Origin of the sequence: Corynebacterium sp. HMSC074E01 (genome assembly GCF_001808885.1) — a bacterium.
Classification (GTDB): Bacteria; Actinomycetota; Actinomycetes; order Mycobacteriales; family Mycobacteriaceae; genus Corynebacterium.
Genome location: NZ_KV794854.1, coordinates 1 through 25,378, shown reverse-complemented (window position 1 = coordinate 25,378; position 25,378 = coordinate 1). Strand labels below are relative to the sequence as shown.

Sequence of the window (25,378 nt, the reverse complement as noted above, 5' to 3'; positions counted from 1 at the left end):
CTCATCATCCCGCTTTTCATCAAGAAAGATGAGGACCTCATGAAGCGTCTTACTCGCATCGCATCCATCAGCATGGCATCCATGCTCGCCGCCGCAAGTCTCGTCGCGTGCTCCGGCTCCACCGACGAGGAAGGCGATGTTTACTTCCTGAACTTCAAGCCCGAACAGGACGCGGCATACCAGGAGATCGCAAAGGCCTACACTGAAGAGACCGGTGTTAAGGTCAAGGTCGTCACTGCCGCCTCCGGCTCCTATGAACAGACCCTCAAGGCCGAGATTGGCAAGGACGAGGCCCCGACTCTCTTCCAGGTCAATGGCCCAGCTGGCTTCATCACCTGGCAAGATTACATGGCAGATATGTCGGACACCGAGGTTGCTAAGCAGCTGACCGACGATATTCCGCCGCTGACCACCGAGGATGGCGAGGTACGTGGCGTTCCGTTCGCCGTCGAGGGCTTCGGAATCATCTACAACGACGAGATCTTCGACAAGTACATCGCCACGTCTGGCGCAAAGATCAAGTCCACGGATGAGATCACGAGCTACCAGAAGCTCAAGGAAGTCGCCGAGGATATGCAGGCAAAGAAGGACGAGCTTGGTATCGAGGGCGCCTTCGCCTCCACCTCACTGACATCCGGTGAGGACTGGCGTTGGCAGACTCACCTGGCCAACGCTCCGATCTGGCAGGAGTACCAGGACAAGGGCGTCGAGGACACCAACGAGATCGAGTTCTCCTACAACAAGGAGTACAAGAACCTCTTCGATCTCTACCTTGAGAACTCCACCGTAGAAAAGTCTCTTGCGCCTTCTAAGACGGTGTCCGATTCCATGGCTGAGTTTGCGCAGGGCAAGGCCGCCATGGTTCAGAACGGTAACTGGGCATGGTCCCAGATTTCCGAGACCTCTGGCAACGTGGTCAAGGAAGACAAGATCAAGTTCCTGCCCATGTACATGGGTCTGCCGGATGAAGAAAAGCACGGCATCAACGTCGGTACCGAGAACTACCTGGGCGTGAACTCTGAGGCATCTGAGGTTGACCAGCAGGCCACCAAGGACTTCATCGACTGGCTGTTTACCTCTGAAGCTGGCAAGGAGCACGTGGTTAAGGACCTTGGCTTCATCGCGCCGTTCGAGAGCTACACCGCCGAGGACACCCCCAACGATCCGCTGGCTCAGCAGGTCGCGGAAGCTATCGCTAACAAGGATCTGACCACCTACCCGTGGAACTTCCAGTACTTCCCGTCCCAGCAGTTCAAGGATGACTTCGGCCAGGATCTGTCGCAGTACGCCTCCGGAAAGCTGAAGTGGGAGGACGTCGTCAAGCACTTCAAGGACAACTGGGCTGCTGAGAAGGAATCCAACTGGGGCTAAAGCTCTATCCCCATCTCCCTCGCCACACGCCTTCTAAGTAGCGGACGTCGGGGAGGGGAGTAGGTGAGGGTTGTGGCCCGCGTCGCGAGCTTGTCCGCGAGCGGTTACTCCACATCCTCAGCCTCCTCTCCTCGTCGCCGTCCCGCTGGGAAACGTGTGGCACCACCTGAAATGAAGGTTTCACCACCATGCAAGCAACGCTGAAGAAGTACTTCCCAGTCTTTGTCTTGCCCACCCTTCTGGCATTCATGATTGCCTTCTTGGTGCCGTTCATCGTGGGTTTCTTCCTCTCCTTCACGAAATTCACCACTATCACCAACGCCAAGTGGGTTGGCATAGACAACTACGTCAAAGCTTTCTCCCAACGCGAAGGTTTCATCTCGGCCTTCGGTTTCACCGTCCTCGTGGTCATCGTCTCCGTGATCACAGTCAACATCTTCGCCTTCCTCTTGGCGTGGATGCTGACCCGCAAACTCCGCGGCACCAACTTTTTCCGCACGGTCTTCTTTATGCCCAACCTTATCGGCGGCATCGTGCTGGGCTATACCTGGCAGACCATGATCAACGCCGTGCTTTCGCACTATGCCACGACGATTAGTGCGGACTGGAAGTTCGGCTATGCCGGCCTCATCATGCTGCTTAACTGGCAGCTCATCGGCTACATGATGATCATTTACATCGCCGGTCTCCAGAACGTCCCACCAGAGCTCATTGAGGCTGCCGAACTCGACGGCGTCAACAAGTGGGAAATGCTGCGCCACGTCACTATTCCGATGGTCATGCCATCCATCACCATCTGCCTCTTTTTGACTTTGTCGAACTCCTTCAAGCTCTTCGACCAGAACCTGGCGCTGACCAACGGCGCTCCTGGCGGGCAAACAGAGATGGTGGCGCTCAACATCGTCAACACGCTGTTTAACCGTATGAATGTCGAGGGCGTCGGCCAGGCCAAGGCTGTCATCTTCGTCGTCGTTGTGGTCGTCATCGCTTACTTCCAGCTGCGCGCGACCCGCTCCAAGGAAATCGAGGCTTAAGTTATGACTACCAGCACTTCAGCGCAGGCTGTTCCGGCCTCGAAGAAGAAGGATCACCAGCTTCCCTCGGATAATAAGACCCGGATGTCTGGCGGCGCCAAGTTCGTGGTCTACGCCATTTTGGCGTTCTTCACCATCGTCTTCCTTGGGCCGATCCTCTTCATCTTCATCAACTCCTTTAAGTCCAAGTTCGCTATCTCCTCCGATCCTTTCTCGCTTCCCATTGGTGAAACCTGGGTCGGCTTCGAGAATTTCCTGGTGGGCTTGACCAAGCAGGGCTTCTTGGAAGCCACGTTGTGGTCCTTCGTCATCACGATCCTGTCCGTCATCGTTATCGTGTTCTTCTCCGCGATGACCGCCTACTACATCACGCGCGTCAAGACGTGGTGGACGAACCTTCTATACTACCTCTTCGTGGTCTCCATGATTATCCCCTTCCAGATGGTCATGTTCCCGACGGTCAAGATTGCAGACATGCTCCACCTCAACAACCCGATCGGCATCGTTGTGCTCTACCTCGGTTTCGGTTCCGGTCTGTCGGTGTTCATGTTTGCAGGCTTCGTCAAGTCCATCCCTTTGGATGTTGAGGAAGCTGCGATGATCGACGGCTGCGGTCCGCTCCAGAACTACTTCCGGGTAGTCTGGCCTATGCTCAAGCCAACTGCCATCACCGTGGCCATTCTTAATGCCATGTGGGTGTGGAATGACTACCTGCTGCCATACTTGGTCATCGGCCTGTCCACGCGATACAAGACCATCCCGGTGGTCATCCAGTCCTTCGTTGGCTCCAACGGTAACCGCGATATGGGCGCCATGATGGCCATGCTGGTACTAGCCATCATCCCCATCGTCATCTTCTACTTCTCCACGCAGAAGCACATCATCGAAGGTGTGGCTGCCGGTGCCGTGAAGGGCTAAACGGGTGCGATAGGTTAAAAACCATGAATCGCATGCTCGGCCCCGAATCGAAGTTCTATGCTGCTCTGAGCCTCTTCGCTGACCTAGTCATCGTCAATGTTCTCTTGGTGATCACGTGCTTTCCCGTGTTCACCGGGGGAATGTCCTTGCGCACCGCCCATGCGGTGACCGGTCAAATGGTCCGCGAGGAAGGTTCTCGCCGCGGCTCGGCCTTCGTTCGGGGCCTTTTGACGCGCCCCGGGGTCAACACCGCATGGTGGCTCATTTGCCTCACCGTCGCCGCCTTGGCCGCGTATGAATTCGCCATTATTGCAAAGGCAGACCTGGGTTCAATGGGCCTAGTACTGCGCGCAGCCTTAATCTCGGGGCTTATCGTATTGGGCTGTGTCAGCGTATGGTTCTTCCATCTCGATGCACCGGGGCTTGGCTTCCGTCAAAGAAGCACACAGGCCATCATGAAGGCGGTAGGGCACCTACCGCGTACTCTATTGGCAGTATTGCCTGGCATCATGCTTGTTCTGTATCCCATCTTTTTCCCGGCGCAGTGGGGAGGCTACCTGTTCTTCCTCGCGGTGCTTGGCCCGGCTCTCGCGGTCTATCTCGCCGAGCTAGTGCTGCAATGGCCCGAACTGAATTCGCTATCACCCGATAGCCCCTCTGCATAACGCGGTGCGCGCCAGCTGGCCCAAAGCCAGAAATAGGGTAGTGGTATCCACGTCATCGTGGAACCACTACCCTGCAGTCTTTGTGGGCTTCCTAGAAGCGCTTTAAGCTTCGCCCTCCTCCTGCGCCTTCTGCTCCTTGAGCAGACGGGCAGCCGCGCGGCGACGAGAACGCAGATTCTCGATGCGCTCGGTCAAGAGTTCATCCAACTCCTCAATGGAGCGGCGCTCGCGCAGCATGTCCCAGTGGGTACGCGGCGGCTTCACGGGCTTGGACTCGACGCCTTCGCCCTCAACCAGAGTGCCGAGCTTACCGTTCTTGCACATCCACTCCTCGGGAATCTCCGCATCGTCAGCGAAGGGCACCTCATAGATGTCGCCGTCTTCGGTGCGGTACTTCACCATTTGGCGTGGGGCCAAGTCGTGGTCGCGGTCGGTTTCGTAGCTCACTGCGCCCATGCGGCTGCCACGGAGTACGCGATCTGCCATGCAACATCATCCTTTTCACGTGTTGAGGTAGGGAAGTGATCAGGGTCGACCCATATCACCCAGAGAACTAACATTATAACGAACGGCCCACTGCCTTTGTTCCCACCCTCGGTTTAATGGGCTAAGGTGTGTGAGGTGATTGGTACACAGGATCCGCAGCCCGGAAAGCCAACAAGGCGCGGCTCGGCTACCTGCCAGTGGTGCGGCAAAGAGATCGTCCAGGGCGGCCGAGGAAGGCCACGCAAGTTTTGCTCGCCCTCCTGCAAGCAACGCGCGTACGAACAGCGCCACAACGTCGCAGGGACGCCCATTCCAGCCAACGCTGTCATCTTGACTCCGGAGAAGGCCGACCGGCTTCGTGACGGCCTCTTCGAGCTTCGATGCTGTGCCGAGGACGTCGCCACGGCGGCGTCGGAAAGCGCCAGCGCGGAAGAAATGGAAGAACTGTGTGCCGAACTAGTCACATTGGCTCGCAAGCTTGAGGAATTGAGATAGCACATGAAATCTGTACTAGGCAACCGCAAACTGATTGTCAGCATCTTCGTGATCCTGATTGTGGCCTCAACGGCACTGGCTCTTGGACCGCTGGCGTTCTCGTTGATCATGGGCCGTGGCGTGAAGACCGAGCCGATCAACGCGGATAAGGTCCATGCCGCAACGACGGACGTCGACGGTGAATGGCAGGTGACGCAAGGTTCAGCGCATAACCACACCTCAGCAGGGTTTACTATCGACGAAATCCTCCCAGCAGATAAGCGCACGACGTCTGGTTCCACCAAGCATGTCACCGGCCAGGCAACCATTCAGAACGGCATCGTCGAGAAGGCGCGCATCACCGTGGACATGTCTTCCTTGACCACGGATAAAAAGGTTCGCGACCAAAACATGAAGACGAAACTCTTTGAGGTCTCAAAGTACCCAGAATCGACCTTTACATTGACCGAGCCGACTGATGTCTCCGCTGTGCCTGACGACGGCTCACTGGTTACCGTGCCACTCACAGGCGACCTCACCATCCACGGTCAGACCAAGAGCATGACGCAGGATTTCCAGGTGGTGCGCGATGGTGACACCATCATCCTGGGCGGCGATATCCCGGTTAACCGTCTCGACTACGGAATTGAGACTCCAGAGATGATCGCCGCGCGAATCTCGGAAACCGGCGAGATCAATGTCCGCGTAACCTTTGAGAAGAAATAGACACGGTTCCTTATGAACTCTCGCTATCTCATTCCAGTCCTGTGGATCCGGCTCGTCATCCTCGCAGGATTCGGCATTTTCATCTGGGTCCAGGACATGAAGCTCCTCGCTGCCTTCTCGGTGTTACTCGTAGCACTTACTGCGGTCCAGCTGGCGATCGCCTACCGTCAGCGCTAAAACTAGCACTCGGTACAGCCACAGGAACATAGCCTAATTACGTAACTGTGACTATATTTGGGCGATAAGAGGGTGCTGGCCGTGCGACAAACGGGGGCGCAGATCGGGAACGCCAAGAGCCAACAGCAATTAACCCCGCCTGCGCCCAGCGCAATTTTTGATACCAATGAGGAGCGCACAAATGGACCACCCGGAAACTGACGGGGGCTAGCACCCACACATCTGCAGGAAAGTCTCATACCGCCAAACGGCACAATGCAAGTGCAGTGAGCATTCCGCGTTACCTACACGGCGAGTGTCCCGAAGCCTAAGCGCCAATCGGCGGCAAGGTGGAGACAGTACGCCTGCCGCAGTTTTGAAACAATCCACGGACACCGACGCCGCACAGTAAAGGCCCAAACCCGAACCCAGGCAGGTTTAGCGGCAAGACCCCGCTTGGCCTACTGCTTAAATAGATGTCCGATAATGTACATTATGTCAGATAATCGGCGTACCCACTTCCCGGCCAATACAAAACTTACTCAAGAAGAATTTTTCACACATTGAGACTTTCATTTCAATACATGAGACGGTAGTGTTTCTCCCATAACCAATCGACCTATCGAAATAATCAAGGAGGGCGCCTCTCACATGACCGCCGTCAGCACCACGCCGCCAAAGACAGCGGCCCCCGCACAGCAGCTCACCAAACGTGACCGCGTGCGTGTGGCCGTAGCATCGACCATTGGTACGACCATCGAGTTCTATGACTTCTATATTTATGCCACGGCAGCCGTAGCCGTCTTTCCTTTCCTCTTCTTCCCGAAGACCGAGGACCCCACCGTTGCTTTGCTCCAGTCTTTTGCCACCTTCGGCCTGGCCTTCATCGCCCGGCCACTGGGCTCAGTGCTCTTTGGACACTTCGGCGATCGCATTGGCCGCAAGACCACCCTCGTGGGCGCACTCCTCACGATGGGCATTGCCACCTTCATTATCGGTGTCCTCCCCACGTATCAGACCGCGGGCATTATCGCACCGGCCCTGTTGGCCCTGATGCGCTTCTGCCAGGGTCTGGGCCTGGGCGGCGAATGGTCCGGTGCAGCTTTGCTGGCTTCCGAGACCGCCGAGGAAGGCAAGCGCGCTTCCGCCGCCATGTGGCCGCAGTTCGGCGCACCTTTCGGGTTCTTGCTCGCCAATGGCTTCTTCCTGACTCTGGTTGCCACCATGGATTACTCCCGCGGCGACACCACCGGCACCTTCATGGAATGGGGCTGGCGCTTGCCCTTCCTCGCCTCCGCCGTCATGGTGCTCATTGGCCTCTATGTACGCCTGCGCCTGGAGGAAACCCCTGTCTTCCAGCAGGCAGTGGACGAAGGCAAGAAGGTCAAGACCCCCATGGTGGAGGCTTTCCGCACTGCCTGGAAGCCGATGATCATCGGCACCTTCGTCATGGTCTCCTGTTACACGCTGTTCTACCTGGTCACTACTTGGATTCTTTCCTACGGTATCGGCGATAAGACCAAGGAACTGGGTTTGGGAATCCCCTACCTGGAGTTCCTGGAAATCCAGCTGATCTCCATCTTCATGTTCATCATCGGTATCCCAGTATCTTCCATGCTGTCGGATAAGTATGGACGCAAGCCAATCCTGGTCGTGACCTCGCTCATCATGATTGCTTTCGGCTTTAGCTTCCCCTTCTTCCTCGGCATTGAGCACGCCGACCGCAACTCGGTCCTTGGCTTCTTGCTCGTCGGCATGTTCATCATGGGCCTCATCTTCGGCCCCATGTCGGCTGTCTTGCCGGAGCTCTTCCCCACTAACGTCCGCTACACCGGTTCCGGCATCGCGTACAATGTCTCCTCTATCCTCGGTGCCGCCGTGGCCCCGTTCATCGCAACGTGGCTGGTCAGCGCCTTTAACGTGAGCTACGTGGGCTATTACCTCATCATCGTCTGCTTCATCTCCCTCATCGCTATCCTTATGATGCAGGAGCTGAAGGACCAGGATCTTTCCCAGGTTTAGGTCTTCAGACACAAGCATCTCCCCGTCTCCCCCGGTGCTGCTCACCGAGGGGCGGGGAGATTTTTGTCGCACCGTGCCTCGCCGCCTCTAAAAGTGCAGACCTGGAAGTGCAGACTCGCTGCGTCGCAAAGCACTGCCTGAGCGCTCGACGACGACCACCTGCGTGAATGCACTTCCAGGTCTGCACAAATAGAAAGGGTGGCCGGCAAACATGTGCCAACCACCTATTCGGAGTTACTTGCCCGGATGGGAATCCTGTTACACAGAAACGGCCATTTTACCGGATTCCACCGCGTCGTCGATGGGCTTGCGACGCACGATGGCGGAGAAGACTGCACCAGTGACGTTGACCCACACCGCAGCGACCACACCCGGCAGCGCAGCCTCCGGGCTAAAGAACTGCAAGGCCAATGCCGAAGCAAGCCCCGAGTTCTGGGTCGCCACCTCAATTACCGTAGTGCGCGCCGCCGCCTCGCGCTGGCGGGCTAGCTTGGCCATGTAGTAGCCAAAGAGAAATCCGATGAGGTTCTGGATAGCCACGCCGATAAACACTACGAGACCAACGGTGACCAGCTTGTCCTGGGATTTCGACACCACTGCTGTAACCACGCCGCCGATGCCGACGATAGCCACCCACGGCAAGGCCGGCAGAACCATGTCCACAGCTTTGCTGGCAATCACGCGCAGCAACAGACCCAGACCTACCGGGATGAGGACGGTCTGTACCAGCGACCACATCATGCCGGCACCATCGACCTCTGCGGTTTGCCCCGCCAACCACAGCATGAGCAGTGGTGTCATGATCGGCGAAACCAGTGTGGAGACCGAAGTCATCGCCACCGACAGCGCCACATCGCCCTTGGCCAGGTAGGCCATCACGTTGGAGGCCGTACCGCCGGGCACAGACCCGAGGAGGATGAGGCCGACAGTGGCGGCGTCGGAAAGCCCCAGCACTTTAGCCACGAGCACGGCGCTCGTCGGCATGATGGCAAATTGACAGACAACACCCAAAAAGATGGGCAACGGACGCTTCGCCACCAGGGCCAGGTCCGGGATAGTCAAGGTCAGGCCCATAGAAAACATGATGACCATGAGCAATTGCGAGGTGTATTTCCCCACCGGCTCAAAGGTGCTGGGGCTCAAAAAGGCGACAATAGCGCAGGCAATGATAACGATGGGAAAGATGTAGACGGCGAGTTTCTCGCCGGTCTCCCCTTCTGCACGCGGGTTCGTCATGGTGTTTCCTTTCCAGAATATGTCTCACTATATGAATTGAGTATCCCATATGATGAACCTCACGTACCCGGTTTGGTCGAGATTTACTGTCAAGCGATAGATTAGAAATATGTCCAAGCTATTAAGCCCCGATTCCTCTCGTTTCTCCCGCCCATCCGGCACCACGAGCCAGGCCGACGCCGTCCCCGCACGCTACAAGAACGGCTCCCCCGCCGACCTCGTTGCAGACATGGAAGCCATCGTCGGTCAAGAGAACGTGCACGGACGCCTCAGCGACCTCGTGCGCTTCTCCTCCGATGCCGGCCCCTACCGCTCCATCCCGAACATCGTGGTCTCCCCGCGCAACGCCGCGGACCTCGCCGCGCTGATGAAATACTGCGATACTCACGGTCGCCACATGACCTTCCGCGCAGCAGGAACCTCACTAAACGGCCAGGCCATGGGCGATGACATCCTCGTCGATATCAAAACCCACTTCGGCGGCATGGAGGTGCGAGAAGAAGGCCGCAAGCTATGGTCGCGCCCCGGCGTCATCTTGGGCGATGCCCAGGCAGTGCTCTCCCGCCACGGCTTCATGCTGGGGCCGGACCCGGGATCCACGTCCGTGTGCACCATCGGTGGCGTGCTGGCCGATAACTCCGGCGGTATGCGCTGCTCCTTGGAGCGCGATAGCTACCACAGCATCGAAGAGCTCATCTTCGTCCTGCCTTCCGGCACCATCGTGGATACGTCCCGTGGGGACGAGGCCTTCCGCAAGCAGGAACCAACGCTCCACGCCGATCTGCTGGCCTTCCGCGATAAGCTGCGCGCCAACACCGAGATGGTGGAGTTCCTGCGCACCAAGTTCTCCATCCGCAACACCAATGGCCTGCGAATTGATGCCTTCCTCGACGAAGACGAACCCGTGCACATCCTCAAGCGCCTGCTCATCGGCTCCGAGGGCATCTTCGGCGCTATCACGGAATCCGTCATCCGCACGGTGAAGCTTCCGCGCGTGAAGGCTACGACCTGGGTCGAGCTGCCCAATCTCCGCGATGCCGCAAACTACGTGCACCCCATCATGGAGACCGGTGCGGAAGCCTGCGAGCTATTGGTCGCCCCGGTCATGCGCCGTTCTGCCGAGCATTATGCGCACGCCCCGGAATCGTGGCGCAACCTTGATGATGACGCCGCAGCACTCCTCGTCGAGGTCGGCGGTAGCGATGAGGCTGACTTGGACAAGGCCATGGATCGCCTACGCACCGTGCTTGCCGACGCCCCACTACTCCGCCCCCTCGAATTCCTCACCACCGCGGAAGGTATGCGCGGAGCCTGGGAGCTACGCAACGGCCTGTACGGGCTGCTGGGTGCGGATCGCCCGAATGGCACGGCTTATATCACCGAGGATGTCTGCTTCCCGCCGTCACAGGTCGGCGAGGCAGCCGCGGATCTGCTCGATCTGCAGGCCAAGTACGGCTACCCGGAATCCGTGATGGGTCACGCTGCTTTTGGCAACCTGCACTTCTTTTTCACTCCGCGATTTGATGTCGAGGAAGAGCGCGAGTCCTATGCCGCGTTCTTGGATGACTTGGCCGAGCTGGTCATTGATAAATACCAGGGCTCGATGAAAGCCGAGCATGGCACCGGCGTGAACATGGCGCCCTTCCTGGAGCACGAGTGGGGCACGGAGGCCTTTGAGCTCTTCTGGGAGGTCAAGAACATGATCGATCCCAAGGGCATCCTGGCGCCGAACGTGAAGCTGACGCGCGACCAGACCATCCACCTGCGCAACTTCAAGTCCTTCCCCAAGGTCGAAACTGAAATCAACCCCTGTGTGGAATGCGGCTTCTGTGAGCCCGTCTGCCCCTCCCGCCACGCCACGGTGACCCCGCGCCAGCGCATCGTCTTGCGCCGCGAGATGGCCCGGCAGCAAGAAGGCTCAGAGGTCTTGGCACAACTACACAAGGAGTACCAGTACGACGCCGTCGACATGTGCGCCGCCGACGGCACCTGCTCTATCCCCTGCCCGATTAGCATCGACACCGGTGCGGTCATGAAGCAGCTGCGCGCTCAGCAAGCCACCCCGGCTCGTGAGAAGGTGGCGCTTACGACGGCGCAGCGTTGGGAACTTGTGGAAAAGCTTGCCCGCGCCGGCATCATCTCCGCCAACAAGATTCCCCACAAGCCCCTCGAACTGGGCGCCAACATGGCACGTAACGTGGTAGCTCCCGATTTGCTGCCCACCGTCCCGGGACCGCTACCGCAGGCCGCATCGCGTCTGCCGGAAACCCCGCGCGAGGGCGCTGGCGCACTTTACTTCCCGGCCTGCATCAACCGTATTTTCGGCCGCCCAGCCGGCGCGGCTGAGGATTCGGTAGACCTCCCGCGTGCCATCGTGGAACTAGGACGCCGTGCCGGCCAGCCGGTGTGGATCCCCGAGGATGTCGCGGGCGATTGCTGTGGCACACCTTGGTCCTCCAAGGGCTACAAGGAAGGGTTTGAGTACCAGGCACAAAAGATTGTCCGCGATCTCTGGCACTGGTCGGAGCACGGCCAGCTGCCCATCGTGGTCGATGCTGCCAGCTGCACCCACGGGTTGCTTGATTCCGTTCCTGAGGTGCTCTCCCCTGCCGACCGCAAGTTGTGGGAGGATCTGCGCATCCTCGATGTCGTGGAATGGCTTCGTGATGAGATCGCGCCGCACCTGCCCATCGTGAAAAACATGGGCAGCATCGCCGTACACCCAACCTGCTCGACGGATCACATGGGCATGAGCCAGGCCCTGGTTGATCTGGCGAACCTCTGCGGCACAGCCAAGGTCCCGGAGGGCGCGATGTGCTGTGGCTCCGCCGGTGACCGCGTCATGCTGCACCCCGAGCTCGTTGAGTCCGCCACGCGCGAGGAGCGTGCTTCTCTCGACGCGGAGCATTTCGATGCCTTCGTCTCCGATAACCGCACCTGCGAGATGGGCCTGGAGATGATCTCCGGGCGGACCTATGAATCAATCGCAGTGTTGTTGGAGCGGGCCTCCCGTCCGGTCGTCACTCCATAAGCAACGCGCCGGTGGCAATACTCCTCGTCGGGAGCTCTGCCACCGGCGCAACAGATGTGGTGGAACCGGGTTAGAGATAGTCGTAATTGATCTCGGTGTCGGGGGCGAAAAACACGCACCCGCCCTTCATCGGGCGCAGGTAGATCGTGTCGCCCTGGTGCACGTCAATGCCGCGCGGCACCTTCACCGTGATGCGGTCACCGCGGACCACGGTTCCGTCACTGGCCGACTCTTCGCGGCCACCATAGACATACAGCTCGGAGCCTAAGTGCTCCACGATATCGACCCGAACCGGTATACCATACTGTTCACCTGGCTGGTTGACGCCAACGATGTCCCAATTCTCTGGGCGCACACCAACTAGGACGTGATCCGCCCCCACCTTCACGGCCTGCTCTTGTGGCATGTAATAGTCCAGCGCATGGTCTTTGCCGCTGACGACGCGACCGTCAACGAAGGGGACGTTGTCGATGAGAGTCATAGCCGGCGAACCGATGAACGTCGCGACGAAGGAATTACCGGGGTTCTCATACAGTGTTTTAGGCGGGGCGACTTGCTGAATAATGCCTTGTTTGAGGACACACACGCGATCCCCCATGGTCATTGCCTCAGTTTGGTCGTGAGTGACATAGACCGTGGTGGTGTTGAGCTCGCGCTGCAGTTGAAGGATCTGCGCACGCGTGGATACGCGGAGCTTCGCATCCAGATTGGAAAGGGGCTCATCCATAAGAAAGACCTTGGGCTGGCGCACGATAGCGCGACCCATGGCCACACGCTGGCGCTGGCCACCCGACATTGCGGAGGGTTTGCGATCGATTAGCTCCTCCAGCTCCAGCATTTTCGCGGCAAAACTCACGCGCTCTTCGATGGTTGCCTTGTCCACTTTGGCGTTTTGCAAGGCAAACGCCATGTTCTGACGCGCTGTCATGTTGGGGTATAGCGCATAGGACTGGAACACCATGGCTACATCGCGGTCCCGCGAGCGGGTCTCGGTAACGTCGGCCCCGTCGATGAAGATCTGGCCTTCGTCGATTGGCTCAAGGCCAGCGAGCATGCGCAATGTCGTAGATTTACCGCAGCCCGAAGGGCCAACGAGCACCAAGAACTCGCCATCCTTGATATCGAGGTTAATGCGGCTGACCGCCGGCGGCTTCTTCGGATCATAAATCCTGGAAGCTTGACGGAATTCAACAGTAGCCATGGTGTCCTTTCAAACGATCCGAAGTGTTACTTGAGCTTCGGGGTGATGTCGCGGTCGATAACGCTCTGGGTCTCCTTCTGCAGGTCACCGAATGCGGTCTCCACGTCCTCATTGCCCACAGTGATGCGGTCAAGAACTCCACCGATGCGCTGTCCACCGCCCGGCACGAATACGCGAGCGTAATCCTGCGGCTGGGTGTTCTCGTTGAGCTGTTCGATAGCCGTCTGGGCGTTCGGATTCTCCTCCAAGAACTTCTTCTCCTCCGGATCATCCAGGGCGTCCTTGCGCACCGGCATGTAGCCCGTCTTCTGGGAGAACTTGATGGTGTTCTCGGTGTTCGTCAGGAAGTCAATGAACTTGACCGCGTTAGCCTTGCGCTCATCAGAAATTCCAGCCGGCACAGCCAGACCAGCACCACCGGTGGCTGCCGAAGGACCAGGGCCCGGCAGGTAGGTGGTGATGAATGGAATCGTCGCCGTCTCCTTCAGGCCGCCCAGGGAGCCGGTTGACTCCAGAAGTCCAGAGGCCTTGCCGGAGCCAAAGGCGACGGTCGGGTCGGTGGAGATTTCGATGTGACCGGCCTTGACCTGGTCCTGCAGGAACTTACCAGCCTCGATGGACTCCTTCGACGTAAAGTTCGGATCCCACTCATCAGAGTAAGAGCCGCCGAAGGCCCAAATCATGCCCTGGAAGTACCAGTCGAGGTAATTGGAACCATCCGGAACAGTGATGGCCGGCTTGTCGAGCTTGTCCTTGATCTTGGTGGCCCACTCGTCGAATTCTTCCCAGTCCTTCGGGCCACGGTCGGTAGGAAGTCCTGCTGCCTTGAGGTCATCGGTGTTCCAGTACATCAGGTTCGTGGAGCGGGAGTACGGAACGCCATAGTGCTTGTCATTGTACTTGTAGTCTTCGCGCAGGGTGTCGACGTAGCTCTCATAGTCAATGTCGTTCATCTCCCACAGCTCATCGAGGGGCGTCGTGGCTTCATTCAGTGCGAAGTTGAACCACGTGACGTCAGAAGCAACGAGGACGTCGGGAAGGTCGCCACCTGCGAGGGCAGCGTTAAAGCGCTGTGCAACTTCCTCGTAGTTAGAGCCTGCGGTGACCAGTTCGACCTTCAGATCTGGGTTCTCCTTCTCGAATTCATCAATGAGCTCTTGTTCTATGTCACGAGAGGAGCCCGGGTGATTGGACCAGAAGGTGATGGTGTTGGCATCGCCGCCGTCCTTAGAGTCGTTCCCTGCGGTGGTCGAACCGCCTGCACAGGCGGTCAAGGACACGGTGGTGAGAAGTGCCGCGCAGGCGGCAACGATGCGAGTAGAAATCTTATGAGACATGGGGAGGTTCTCCTTGAGAAGTGAAGAATTGGGGGTCTTGTTCGAGTTGGGCGTCGGGATAGCAGGCAGGCTAGCCCTTGACTGCTCCAGCAGTCAGGCCCTTAATCATCGGCTTCTGGAGTATGAGGAAGATGATGATCATGGGCAGGGTTGTTAGCACGGTGCCGGCCATCACCGGCGCCCAGTTGGTCACGCCTTCCGCATCCTGCAAGCGGGTCAGGCCCACCGGAAGGGTGGCTGCAGCCGGAGTATCCGTAATCAGGAAGGGCCACAGGTATTGGTTCCACTCATTGACCACGGTGATCAGGACGAACGCAGACAGCGTTGGCCACGACATGGGCAAGACCACCCGGAACAAGGTGGTGAAGAATCCTGCCCCGTCCATGCGCGCGGCCTCGAGAATCTCCGGCGGCAATGATTGGAAGTGATTGCGCATGAGGAAGGCACCGAACGCCACGCCCGCCAACGGGATGATGACTCCAGCGTAGGTGTCTCTCCAACCCCATGACGCAACCAACGAGTAATTGGAAATAATGGTGATCTGGTTGGGCACCATCAGCGAGGCGATGATGAGTAAGAACAGCAGATTCCGGCCGGGGAAGCGAATGAATGCGAAGGCATAGGCAGTCAGAACTCCGAGGATTACCTCCACCACCGTGAGAATCAGCGTGATGATGATGGAGTTTTTCAGGTAGCTCGAGAATCCAGAGGTCTGCCAGACATAGGAATAGTTTTCTGCCTTGAAAGGATTAGGCCAGAAGGAAATCGGGTCCGAGTACACATCCTGGAAAGACTTAAAGCTGGTGATGAAGATGAAGTACAGCGGCACCATAATCATCAGCACTGTCAGTACCAAGGCAATGTAGCCGACGACCTTCGTTGCTGGATGACCGTGATCAACCGGCTCGCCTTTACGCTTGCGCTGGGCCTCGGTGATGACTGGTGCTGCAAGGGACTGCGAACCAGGAACCGGTGGCAGCTCTCCTTTTGCTTGCGGGAGCCCTACCTTGATGGAAGCTGGAATTGCGCGTTTTTCGGACATCTACTTATCCATCCTTTCCTGCAACTTGATCTGCAGCACCGTAATGACAAGCACGAAGAGGAACATGATGGTGGCCACGGCAGCGCCATAGCCGGCACGGTTGTTGATGAATGTCTCTTGGTACACCTGGAAAACCATCGTGGAGGTTCCGTAACCAAACGGTCCACCGCCGGTCATCGCGTTGATGATGTCGAAGACCTGGAAGGAATTGAGCAGCACCGTGATTAACAGGAAAAACGTGGTGCCGCGAAGCTGTGGCAAGACCACGCGGAAGAAATGTCGCACCGCCGGGGTGCCGTCAATCTCGGAGGCCTCATCGAGGTCGCGCCGGCGCCCCTGCAAGGCAGCAAGATAGATGACGAAAACGTAGCCCACGTTCTTCCACACGTAGGTCACCGTAATCATGAACAATGCCCAGTTCTGCTGCTGGTAGAAGTTCGGCACATCGACCCCGATGAGGCCCAAGAAGTACTGGATGAGGCCGTAGTTAGGATCGAAGACGAACTGGAAGGCAACGCCAATCGCCGCGCCAGCGATGACGTAGGGAGCAAAGACCATCGAGCGCACCGCCGCGCGACCAAACAGCTTTTGGTCCAGCAACAATGCCAGCGCTAGCCCCAGAACCATTGAACCGGCCACCGCGAAGAAAGTGAAAACGGCAGTGTTGAACACGACGCGCCCAGTGTCTGGCGCCTGGAACCAGTCAATGTAGTTCTGCAGGCCGACGAAAGTCATCGTCGGCGAAGAAATATTCCAGTTAAAGAAAGAGATGCGGATGTTATCGACCAGTGGTCGATAGGTGAAAACAATGAGAAGGAGAAGGTTCGGGCCAATGAGCAATGCCGCGAGGCCGATCTGTCTCCAGTCGAGCTTTTGCTTGCGTGGGTGACGCGCGTACTCCTCGGAGACGACCGGCTTCTCGGTGACTGCGGGGATCGCAGTCATGTGCCCGTTTCCCGGGTTGGATATTGCCATGCAGAGAAAGCTAGACCAAGACGGTTAACAGAAAGTTGACGAAAAGTTTTGGCCGGACAAACAACCGACAAACTTCAGGGGTGTAGCCTGCAAAAGCCCCTTATAAGCGTGCAGTACATCACAAATGTGACGGTTATAAACCTCCGGTCACACGTCGCTAAAAGAGCGACGCCACCACTTTTATAGCTAGACCTTTTAGACTCATGAGCGTAACCAATGCAGACCTGACTCAACGCTAATTAGCTGCGCGAAAGCACTTCCAGAGCCAGCTCCGGCAGGTCGGTTGCCATGAGCTCTACCCCGTTATCGCGGCACCACGCCATGTCCTTGGGCAAGTTCACCGTCCACACGTAAGACGGGCAATCAGTGTCACCAAAGAAGTCGGCTTCACTCCGTGCCTGGCGAATGGAGGGCCCGAAGCCCGAAGCACCCTCAAGGGAGTCTGGTAGTCCCGCATCCGGTTCCAAGAGAAGAAAGGAGCGCAGGGATGGCAATAGGTTTCGGAATCGCGTAATTGCTTCAGGGTTAAAGGAAATCAGACTGAACCGTGGATCGGCATCGAGATGTCGATTGCGTAGGACTTCGGCCACCGATTCTTCGAGTCGCGCCCCGAAAGGAGACGGGTGCTTCGTTTCGATAAGCAGCTGCTTTCCGGGGTATGACTCGATGAGGTCCACCAGTTCGTCGAGAAGCAGAATGCGTTGGGAATCCTCGTCGGTACCAAAGTTGAGTGTGCGCAGCTCATCCAGTGTCATGTCACCGACAGAGCCGGTGCCATCCGACGTCCTATCCACAGTCTGGTCGTGGATAACCACAACCTCCCCGTCTTTGGTCAGGTTGACGTCGCACTCCACACCGGCCACATCAAGCTTGAGAGCCTCCTCGAAGGCACGATACGTGTTCTCCGGGAACCACCCGTTATACCCTCGGTGCGCGATAATTCCTGTGCGGTCTGCCATGTTCTTTCCCTCCGGGCCGCAAAGTGGTTGTGCTTCTGGCGCCGCCCAGTGTAGACCGCTAGCGGCGGCCCCCGCGGTTGCGGTGCGTCGCCACCACGTGCACCGCATCCAGCATCCCTAAGGTGAGCAGCGCCTCACGGAGCGCGAACTGGAAAGTCCAGAGGCGGCGGAAGACCTGGTCGAAGCCCGCTGCGGCCGCTTCGCGGTGCCGCCCATCGAAGAAGCTGCGCTGGTAGCGAAGCGTTTCCAGGTAGTGGCTTCCCGTGTGGGTCTGAGCGATGATACGCAGGGTGGAACGCCTATCGAAGAGTCGGTGGGTCTCCTCCAGCGTCGGGTATTCCAGACCCGGCCAGATATAAGCTCGCAGAACCTGAATCGCGGACCGGGCGGCCGGGGTCATCGCGTCGGTAGCAAAGAGCGATCCCAAGGCCACTCGCCCACCACTTACTAGCGAACGGTCCAGCATCTCCACAAAGCGCCTACGTTCCGGAGGCGACAACGTTTCCAACTTCTCCACGCTCACTATCGCGTCATAGCGCCCACGCCATTGCTTCGGATTGGGCAACGCCGTCTCGATCCCCTGCACATGGACAGAATCAGCGGCTCCTTCAAGAAGTAGTTGTTCGTCGAACAGCGCCTGTTGCTCAGCATCCCCCGTGAGCACGTCGACTGTAGCGCGCCGGGCTACTGCTTGAACTGCTACCTGCAGGCCAGTCGCCGGATAAACCAGAAGGTGTGTTCCGGCACCGGTGCGGGTGGCATCGAGAAGCCACTGTGCAGCGCGGCGCTGTGCATCACCCAAGTCCTCACGATCCGTGTGCGTCGGCTCAGTCACGGTTGTGACGTCCACGAAGTGCTCTTTGGGTTCTTTACTCCCCACCCGCGCGCTATAGCTGCGCACCGCTTCACGCACCGTGGTGGGAACGCCACTAGCGAAAATTCCACCCGAATGGCTCAAGGAGTCACCCGCGTACAGCTTCACCACATCAAGAGGCAGCTCGCCGGGGCTCGAAGCTTCCACCGCCAGTTCCTTCGCCTTCGGCCGGTACCCCACCCCCAACAGCCGAAGGAGAACCTTGACGAGACGCTCGGAATCGGGAGTCGTCCACTCCCCTGCCATATAAGACTCGGCCAGGCCCAGCCAGCCTGAATCGGCGATGCGGGAGAAGAGGGCGTCGTGAAGCACGGCAACATCTGGGTCTTCGCCTTCCAATTCGACCCCAGCCTTGGAACACGCCTGCGCAAACTCCGCCTCCGCCCGGTCGCTTTTGAAACGCAACAGGCGTGGTGAAGGAACGGTGGCCACGCCCGGCCACGCCGCAGCGTCAATCGAAGCCAAGTGGGAATACACGCTCTAAACAGCCTTCCTCATCGCACACATGTGTCTTCCCAGACTAAAGCCAACGAGACCACCACGGGTGGAGGCGCGGCCCAAAAAGCCAGTTAATAGCCCATAAAGTATGCATGTACCGCTAGAAAGGTTTAGACTTACTCGGGTAAAATAATCAAGCTTTCTTCAGGAAGGTATTCAATCACCATGGCGCAAACTCCCCACCGTCCTAGTAACGGCCGCCACCACGTCGTTGTTATCGGTGCCGGCTTCGGCGGCATCAACGCCGTTAAGAAGCTCAAGGACGCGGATGTTGAGATCACCCTCATCGACAAGAAGAACCACCACCTCTTCCAGCCGATGCTGTACCAGGTAGCCACCGGCGTCATTTCCGCTGGTGAAATCGCTCCGTCTACGCGTCAGATCTTGCGTCACCAGGACAACGTCAACTTTGTCAACGGTGAGGTCACCGACGTCAATATCAAGGATCAAACCGTCACCGCGGAGCTCGATGGCTCGGTTCGCACCTACGGCTACGACTCCCTCATCGTGGCAGCGGGTGCTGGCCAGTCCTACTTCGGCAACGACCACTTCGCCGAGTATGCCCCGGGTATGAAGACGCTTGACGACGCCTTGGAGATCCGCTCCCGCATCATCTCGGCCTTCGAGAAGGCTGAGTTGGAAGAGGATCCTGCCAAGCGTGAGAAGCTGCTGACCTTCGTCATCGTCGGCGCTGGTCCGACTGGCGTTGAGCTCACCGGCCAGATCGCTGAGCTGGCACAGCGCACTTTTGCTGGCACCTACTCCAACTTTGGTTCCTCCTCCGCCAAGATTTACCTTCTGGATGGTGCCCCGCAAGTCCTTCCTCCGTTTGGCAAGCGCCTCGGCCGCAAGGCACAGCGCACCCTGGAGAAGCTGGGCGTTGACGTGCGCCTCAACGCCATGGTGACCGACGTTAACGCTGACGCCGTCACCTACAAGAACATGAAGACCGAGGAAGAGGTCACCATCGAGGCCGCGACCAAGATCTGGTCCGCAGGTGTCGCTGCTTCCCCGCTGGGCAAGCTTATCGCCGACCAGGCAGGCGTGGAGGCGGACCGTGCCGGCCGCGTCTCCGTTAACGAGGATCTCACGGTTGGTGAGTACAAGAACGTCTACATCGTCGGCGACATGATTTCCCTCAACCGCCTTCCGGGTGTTGCCCAGGTGGCTATCCAGGGCGGCAACCACGTGGGCAAGCTCATCGAAGCCAAGATTGATGAGGAGTCCACTGCTAACGAGGCCGAGCCGTTTGAGTACTTCGACAAGGGCTCCATGGCCGTCATTTCCCGCTTCAACGCAGTAGTCAAGCTGGGCAAGACCGAGTTCGCTGGCTTCCCGGCCTGGATCTCCTGGCTCGGTCTGCACATCTTCTACATCGTTGGCTTCCGCAGCCGTACCCTCGTGGCGCTGCACTGGATTCTCAACGCCTTCTCGCGAGACCGCGGAAACCTGGAAATCACCCAGCAGCAGCGCGTTGCTCGCAACGTGATTGACCGCGACCTCCACTAGGTCTTACGCGTCTTAAAAGGAGAGAGGAATTATCCTCTCTCCTTTTTCTTTACCCATGTACGGTAGACGGAAGAAAAGCCTAGATTAAGGAGAAAACAGTGCGCCAACCTGCGCTGCCCCGCGTCCTCAGCATCGCCGGCACCGATCCCACGGGTGGCGCTGGTATTCACGCCGACCTCAAGTCCTTTGCAGCCGCTGGGGCCTACGGCATGGCCGTGGTGACCGCCCTGGTGGCGCAGAATACGCAGGGCGTGCGCGCTATCCACACCCCACCGGTGGACTTTCTGCGTGATCAGCTGGCAAGTGTCAAGGACGACGTGACTATCGACGCCGTCAAGATCGGCATGCTGGGCTCCGTCGCTATCACCGAAACGGTGTGCGACTTCATCGCTTCCCTCCCCGCGGGTGTGCCGGTGGTATGCGATCCGGTTATGGTCGCCTCCAGCGGTGACCGTCTGCTTGAGCAGGAGGCGGAGCGCGCCGTACGTGAGCTGGCTCGCCGCGCGACCGTGGTCACACCCAATCTGCCGGAGCTTGCGGTCCTCGCGGACGTAGCGGAACCGCGCTCTTTTGATGATGCACTCTATGTCGCAACCAAGTGGGCCCACGAGAACGACACCTGGGTCGTAGTCAAGGGCGGACACCTCGATGGTGCCGAGGCCGATAACGCGACCGTAAGCCCCTCCGGCGATATCACACGCGTGCCCTGCCCGCGTATTGACACGAAGAACACGCATGGCACCGGCTGTTCCCTGTCCTCAGCCCTAGCGGCGCGTTTAGGCGCGGGGGAATCCCTCGACGAAGCACTGGTATGGGCCACTGAATGGCTCCACGAGGCAATCGAGCATGCGGACGCGCTCCACGTCGGGCACGGACACGGCCCCATTGACCACGGCCACCGCCTCCGACGCCTCGCCGCGGAGGCACACAGTTAGCCCAACAGGTCTGCGCCTGGGCGGGTAAGCACGGCCACCATGAAGGTGGAATTCTCCTTAAAGACCTTCATGTCCCAGGATGCAAAGATGAAGTCGACCCGATAACCCACTGAGCGAGCGAGGTCGAGGAAGTCCTCAAACCCCCAACCGCGGCCTTCACCAAAACCAACGACGAAGCGGCCGCCGGGGCGTAGCGCGTTGAACACGTTGCGCAGGGCCGCCTCACGCCCTTCGGTAGCGATGAAAGTCATGACGTTGCCCGCAGCCACGGCGATGTCGAAGTTATCCTCCGGGATTTCCTCCTCGGAAAGATCACCTACCTCCCAGCGGGCCTCCGGATAATCGTTCACCGCGTGCTCGATCAGGATGGGGTCGACGTCCACGCCCAACACCGTATGCCCGCGTTTTGCCAACTCGCCGCCGAGACGTCCGGAACCACAGCCGGCGTCGAGGACGCGGGAGTGGCGTTCACTCATGGCGTCGATAAGCCGGGCTTCCCCGTCGATATCCTTGCCCTGGGCCCGTAGCGTCTTCCATTTCCGTGCAAAGTTGTGGGAATGGGCGGGATTCGCTGCAGTTACTTCTTTCCAGGTAGGCATGACAACGAGTATAGGCCTTTAGAGGTGTAAGATTTAGCCGCTCTTATAAAACGCCTATACGAAGCGAAGGAGGCTGAGACACGATGCCATCTGTACCGTCACCATTCAAGCCACGCAAGAAAAACACTTCGGACAATAGTTCGCCGAGTTTTTCCGTGCCTGTCGAGCGCGCCATTGAGCACTGCCGAGTGTTCATCGACGGCGAGGCGCTGCCCGGTGAGTTCACCCCGCACAGCGCGCTGCAAGCCGTGGAAGAATACGGCCGCGGCTTCGTGTGGGTAGGCCTGTACGAGCCGCTCGAATCCCAGATGACTAAGGTAGCGGCCGAATTTCGCATCCACGAGCTCATCGTCGAGGACGTCGTCCAGGCGCACCAGCGCCCCAAGCTGGAGCGGTACGATGACCAGCTCTTCGTGGTGGCCCGGTCGGTGAACTACCGAGACCACGATGAGGTTGCCGATAAACGCCAGATCATCTCCACTGGTGAAATTCAGATGATCATCGGCGACACATTCATCATCACGGTCCGCCACTCAGCGAAGCTGCCCAACTTGGCCTACGTAATTCAAGATGAACAGGACCTAGTTGAGCAGGGCCCTATTTCGCTGGCGTGGAAGATTCTGGACATGATGGTGGACCGCTATTCGGAGATCTGCCGCCTCATCGCCATCGAGGTCGACGAACTAGAAGAAGAAATCTTCACTCCGAATTCGCTGCCCAACATTGACCGTATCTACATGTTTAAGCGTGAGATTCTGGAGATGAAGCACGCCATCGTGCCGCTTTCCCCGGCGTTGCGCGCGATGGTCGCAGACCACAAGGATCTCATTCCGAAGACGATTCGCTCCTATATCCGGGACGTCAACGACCACCAACTTGTGGTGCAAGACCACGTGGCGGGCTTCGACGAGCGTTTAACCTCGCTTATCGACGCCTCCGTGGCCAAAATCAGCATGCAGCAAAACTCCGACATGCGCACGATCTCCGCGGTGGTTGGCATGTGGGCCGCTCCAACGCTCGTGGCGGGTATCTACGGTATGAACTTTGACGTCATGCCGGAGCTTCATTTTCCCTGGGGCTACTACGGGGCAATTGGCCTCATGATCTTGGTCGTGGCCGGAATGTGGTGGTGGTTCCGGCGCAACAATTGGTTGTAGGGGCTACTGCACCACCATGGTGCGCAGCGTGGAAGCAGCGAGAAGTACATCGCCCTGGCTGATTTTTACTTCCCACAGCTGCGTGCGGCGGCCCTTGTACAGAGGCGTAGCGACCGCGGTGACGGTGCCTTCGGCTACTGGCTTAAGGAAGTCGGTGTTGTTGTTCACGCCGACAACCGGCTTGCCCGCGAGGATGAGGCTGCCGACAGATGCAGTGGACTCCGTAATCGTGCAGAAAAGTCCACCATTCGCCACGCCCCAAGGCTGGTGATGATCCGGAACAACGTCGACTTCAGAGCGAATCTCATCGGCGGAGATGTGCGTGAAGCGCAAACCAATAAGCCCGGCAAGTCCCTGCGGGTGGGAATTGATGAGCTGCAGTTCTTCGTCGTTAAGCGGGCGTGTTTGGGATACCGCAACGAACTTTTCAAAGATCTCAGAGTGTTTCATGCCACACCAGGTTAGTGGATATTGGTGACGTAGGATGGTGGACATGACTCAAACTTCTGAAAAGACAGATCTTGCTCAGATTGGTGTTGTGGGGCTTGCTGTGATGGGCTCCAACCTCGCGCGGAACTTTGCCCGAAACGGAAATACCGTAGCTGTGTACAACCGCAGCCCGGAAAAGACTCGCGCGCTCATCAGTGAGCACGGTGATGAAGGCGCGTTCATCCCGTCCGAAACCGTTGAGGATTTCGTCGCCTCCCTCGAGCGCCCCCGTAAAGCAATCATCATGGTGCAGGCTGGCGCGGCTACCGACGCCGTCATTGACCAACTCGCTGAGGCGATGGATGAAGGCGACATCATTATCGACGGCGGCAATGCACTGTTCACGGACACTATTCGCCGCGAAAAGGAAGTGGCGGCGAAGGGACGTCACTTCGTCGGTGCTGGCATTTCCGGCGGCGAGGAAGGCGCGCTCAATGGCCCGTCTATCATGCCGGGTGGCCCGGCCGAGTCCTGGGAGACCTTGGGCCCGATCCTCGAATCCATCGCCGCTGAAGTGGACGGCACCCCGTGCGTGACCCACATTGGGCCGGATGGCGCAGGGCACTTTGTCAAGATGGTGCACAACGGCATCGAGTACGCCGACATGCAGGTTATCGGTGAGGCCTACCAGCTGCTGCGCTATGGCGCAGGCATGGAGCCGGCTGAGATCGCAGAGGTCTTCCGTGAGTGGAACGCCGGTGATCTGGATTCTTACCTCATTGAGATCACCGCCGAAGTACTAGCACAAGAAGATCCGGAGACGGGTGCCCCGCTTGTCGACGTCATTGTGGACGCCGCCGGCCAGAAGGGCACCGGCCGCTGGACCGCCATTAACGGCCTCGAACTAGGCGTGCCGATCACTGGCATTGCGGAATCCGTTTTCGCGCGTGCGCTCTCTTCTGCTACTGCTCAGCGTGCAGCTGCCCAGGAGGGCCAGCTGCCTTCCGGAACCATTGCCGAGCTCAACGTGGATAAGGCCGAGTTCGTCGAAGACGTTCGCCGTGCACTGTATGCCGCGAAGCTCATTGCCTACTCACAGGGCTTCGATGAGATCAAGGCTGGCTCTGAGGAGTTCGGCTGGAACGTGGATCCACGCGACTTGGCTACTATCTGGCGCGGTGGCTGCATCATTCGCGCGAAGTTCCTCGACCGCATCCGTGAGGCCTACGACAACAATGCCGACCTGCCTGCCTTGATTCTGGACCCGTACTTCAAGGGCGAGCTAGAGAACCTCATCGACCCGTGGCGCCGCGTCGTTGTTGCTGCAACGCAGCTGGGCCTGCCGGTTCCGGTGTTTGCCTCTTCCCTGTCCTACTACGACAGCTTGCGCGCCGAGCGCCTCCCAGCTGCTCTAATCCAGGGCCAGCGCGATTTCTTCGGAGCCCACACCTTCAAGCGCGTGGACCGAGACGGCACATTCCACATCGAATGGTCAGGTGACCGCTCCCTAACCGAGATGTAGCCGCCAAGCCCCTCCCCTGAGGGGCTTTCTCATACCTGTTCCGCCGAACGTAATCTCCTTTCATCGGCTGCGCCCACCCCTCACCATTCTTGCGGAACGCTTCTAGCCGCCACACGCCGCCGTTCCGGCCCATGGCTCACATCCTCCCGTCCGCAGCCGCCGTTCGCCCAACCAAACCCTTTTCCCTCCCCGTGGCCGGCATTAACCCGACCTGTGGCCAAC

At 58.5% G+C, this 25,378-nt stretch carries 23 protein-coding genes; 13 read left to right on the top strand and 10 right to left on the bottom strand.

Annotation, left to right across the window (positions count from 1 at the left end; translation table 11 throughout):
* Nucleotides 1-39 precede the first annotated feature (39 nt).
* From HMPREF2537_RS09550 to musI, 4 genes are all read left to right on the top strand, one after another.
* Nucleotides 40-1,371 (top strand): ABC transporter substrate-binding protein, encoded by a 1,332-nt coding sequence (locus HMPREF2537_RS09550; protein WP_070446635.1) that lies wholly within the window; start codon nucleotides 40-42, stop codon nucleotides 1,369-1,371.
* 188 nt (nucleotides 1,372-1,559) lie between these two features.
* Complete coding sequence (locus tag HMPREF2537_RS09545) at nucleotides 1,560-2,405, top strand: carbohydrate ABC transporter permease (protein ID WP_010186593.1); 846 nt, start codon at nucleotides 1,560-1,562, stop codon at nucleotides 2,403-2,405.
* Between the two features lie 3 nt (nucleotides 2,406-2,408).
* Nucleotides 2,409-3,323: a carbohydrate ABC transporter permease gene (locus HMPREF2537_RS09540; protein WP_070446636.1), complete on the top strand. Its 915-nt coding sequence runs from the start codon at nucleotides 2,409-2,411 to the stop codon at nucleotides 3,321-3,323.
* 23 nt (nucleotides 3,324-3,346) lie between these two features.
* Entirely contained in the window at nucleotides 3,347-3,988 is a 642-nt protein-coding gene (musI, locus tag HMPREF2537_RS09535) for an ABC transport system MusEFGK2I component MusI (protein WP_070446637.1), read from the top strand.
* Between the two features lie 102 nt (nucleotides 3,989-4,090).
* On the opposite strand, the gene HMPREF2537_RS09530 is transcribed toward musI, so the two are convergent.
* A complete protein-coding gene (locus tag HMPREF2537_RS09530; protein WP_010186588.1) occupies nucleotides 4,091-4,474 on the bottom strand; it encodes an RNA polymerase-binding protein RbpA in 384 nt (127 codons plus the stop codon).
* Nucleotides 4,475-4,609: 135 nt separating this feature from the next.
* On the opposite strand from HMPREF2537_RS09530, the gene HMPREF2537_RS09525 reads away from it, so the two are divergent.
* From HMPREF2537_RS09525 to HMPREF2537_RS09515, 4 genes are all read left to right on the top strand, one after another.
* Nucleotides 4,610-4,969, top strand: coding sequence for a hypothetical protein (locus tag HMPREF2537_RS09525; RefSeq protein ID WP_070446638.1), 360 nt, complete (start codon nucleotides 4,610-4,612; stop codon nucleotides 4,967-4,969).
* 3 nt (nucleotides 4,970-4,972) lie between these two features.
* Nucleotides 4,973-5,674: a YceI family protein gene (locus tag HMPREF2537_RS09520; protein ID WP_070446639.1), complete on the top strand. Its 702-nt coding sequence runs from the start codon at nucleotides 4,973-4,975 to the stop codon at nucleotides 5,672-5,674.
* A gap of 12 nt (nucleotides 5,675-5,686) precedes the next feature.
* Nucleotides 5,687-5,851: a hypothetical protein gene (locus HMPREF2537_RS12845; RefSeq protein ID WP_168160904.1), complete on the top strand. Its 165-nt coding sequence runs from the start codon at nucleotides 5,687-5,689 to the stop codon at nucleotides 5,849-5,851.
* 630 nt (nucleotides 5,852-6,481) lie between these two features.
* Nucleotides 6,482-7,852: an MFS transporter gene (locus HMPREF2537_RS09515; RefSeq protein WP_070528226.1), complete on the top strand. Its 1,371-nt coding sequence runs from the start codon at nucleotides 6,482-6,484 to the stop codon at nucleotides 7,850-7,852.
* A 258-nt stretch (nucleotides 7,853-8,110) separates the two neighbouring features.
* Here the strand turns inward: HMPREF2537_RS09515 and HMPREF2537_RS09510 are convergent, their stop codons facing one another.
* Nucleotides 8,111-9,088 (bottom strand): bile acid:sodium symporter family protein, encoded by a 978-nt coding sequence (locus HMPREF2537_RS09510; RefSeq protein WP_070528224.1) that lies wholly within the window; start codon nucleotides 9,086-9,088, stop codon nucleotides 8,111-8,113.
* Between the two features lie 109 nt (nucleotides 9,089-9,197).
* Between HMPREF2537_RS09510 and HMPREF2537_RS09505 the strand changes: the two genes are divergently transcribed.
* On the top strand, nucleotides 9,198-12,119 hold the full coding sequence (locus tag HMPREF2537_RS09505; RefSeq protein WP_070528222.1) for an FAD-binding and (Fe-S)-binding domain-containing protein: 2,922 nt from the start codon (nucleotides 9,198-9,200) through the stop codon (nucleotides 12,117-12,119).
* Nucleotides 12,120-12,189: 70 nt separating this feature from the next.
* Here HMPREF2537_RS09505 and HMPREF2537_RS09500 read toward each other — a convergent pair whose 3' ends face one another.
* The 6 genes from HMPREF2537_RS09500 to HMPREF2537_RS09475 form a co-directional block, all read right to left on the bottom strand.
* A complete protein-coding gene (locus tag HMPREF2537_RS09500) occupies nucleotides 12,190-13,320 on the bottom strand; it encodes an ABC transporter ATP-binding protein (RefSeq protein ID WP_070446643.1) in 1,131 nt (376 codons plus the stop codon).
* A 26-nt stretch (nucleotides 13,321-13,346) separates the two neighbouring features.
* Nucleotides 13,347-14,657 (bottom strand): ABC transporter substrate-binding protein, encoded by a 1,311-nt coding sequence (locus HMPREF2537_RS09495; protein WP_070446644.1) that lies wholly within the window; start codon nucleotides 14,655-14,657, stop codon nucleotides 13,347-13,349.
* 70 nt (nucleotides 14,658-14,727) lie between these two features.
* A complete protein-coding gene (locus HMPREF2537_RS09490) occupies nucleotides 14,728-15,699 on the bottom strand; it encodes a carbohydrate ABC transporter permease (protein ID WP_070446645.1) in 972 nt (323 codons plus the stop codon).
* Nucleotides 15,700-16,644, bottom strand: coding sequence for a carbohydrate ABC transporter permease (locus tag HMPREF2537_RS09485; RefSeq protein WP_070528219.1), 945 nt, complete (start codon nucleotides 16,642-16,644; stop codon nucleotides 15,700-15,702).
* Between the two features lie 269 nt (nucleotides 16,645-16,913).
* Nucleotides 16,914-17,633, bottom strand: a complete 720-nt coding sequence (locus HMPREF2537_RS09480) for a glycerophosphodiester phosphodiesterase (protein WP_070446647.1) — start codon at nucleotides 17,631-17,633, stop codon at nucleotides 16,914-16,916.
* A 58-nt stretch (nucleotides 17,634-17,691) separates the two neighbouring features.
* Nucleotides 17,692-18,984 (bottom strand): class I SAM-dependent methyltransferase, encoded by a 1,293-nt coding sequence (locus HMPREF2537_RS09475; RefSeq protein ID WP_070528216.1) that lies wholly within the window; start codon nucleotides 18,982-18,984, stop codon nucleotides 17,692-17,694.
* Nucleotides 18,985-19,170: 186 nt separating this feature from the next.
* Here HMPREF2537_RS09475 and HMPREF2537_RS09470 point away from each other — a divergent pair, with 186 nt between their 5' ends.
* A complete protein-coding gene (locus HMPREF2537_RS09470) occupies nucleotides 19,171-20,514 on the top strand; it encodes an NAD(P)/FAD-dependent oxidoreductase (RefSeq protein ID WP_070446649.1) in 1,344 nt (447 codons plus the stop codon).
* 98 nt (nucleotides 20,515-20,612) lie between these two features.
* Nucleotides 20,613-21,449: a bifunctional hydroxymethylpyrimidine kinase/phosphomethylpyrimidine kinase gene (gene thiD, locus HMPREF2537_RS09465; protein ID WP_070528213.1), complete on the top strand. Its 837-nt coding sequence runs from the start codon at nucleotides 20,613-20,615 to the stop codon at nucleotides 21,447-21,449.
* Here thiD and HMPREF2537_RS09460 read toward each other — a convergent pair.
* Nucleotides 21,446-22,048, bottom strand: a complete 603-nt coding sequence (locus tag HMPREF2537_RS09460) for a class I SAM-dependent methyltransferase (RefSeq protein ID WP_070446651.1) — start codon at nucleotides 22,046-22,048, stop codon at nucleotides 21,446-21,448. The genes thiD and HMPREF2537_RS09460 overlap by 4 nt on opposite strands.
* Nucleotides 22,049-22,131: 83 nt before the next feature.
* On the opposite strand from HMPREF2537_RS09460, the gene corA reads away from it, so the two are divergent.
* Complete coding sequence (gene corA, locus HMPREF2537_RS09455) at nucleotides 22,132-23,205, top strand: magnesium/cobalt transporter CorA (protein ID WP_070446652.1); 1,074 nt, start codon at nucleotides 22,132-22,134, stop codon at nucleotides 23,203-23,205.
* A gap of 3 nt (nucleotides 23,206-23,208) precedes the next feature.
* On the opposite strand, the gene HMPREF2537_RS09450 is transcribed toward corA, so the two are convergent.
* A complete protein-coding gene (locus HMPREF2537_RS09450; protein WP_010186566.1) occupies nucleotides 23,209-23,655 on the bottom strand; it encodes a PaaI family thioesterase in 447 nt (148 codons plus the stop codon).
* A gap of 43 nt (nucleotides 23,656-23,698) precedes the next feature.
* Here HMPREF2537_RS09450 and gndA point away from each other — a divergent pair, with 43 nt between their 5' ends.
* Nucleotides 23,699-25,156 carry an NADP-dependent phosphogluconate dehydrogenase gene (gndA, locus tag HMPREF2537_RS09445; protein WP_070528203.1) on the top strand — a complete coding sequence of 486 codons (1,458 nt, stop codon included), beginning with the start codon at nucleotides 23,699-23,701 and terminating at the stop codon, nucleotides 25,154-25,156.
* The last annotated feature ends 222 nt before the right edge of the window (nucleotides 25,157-25,378 follow it).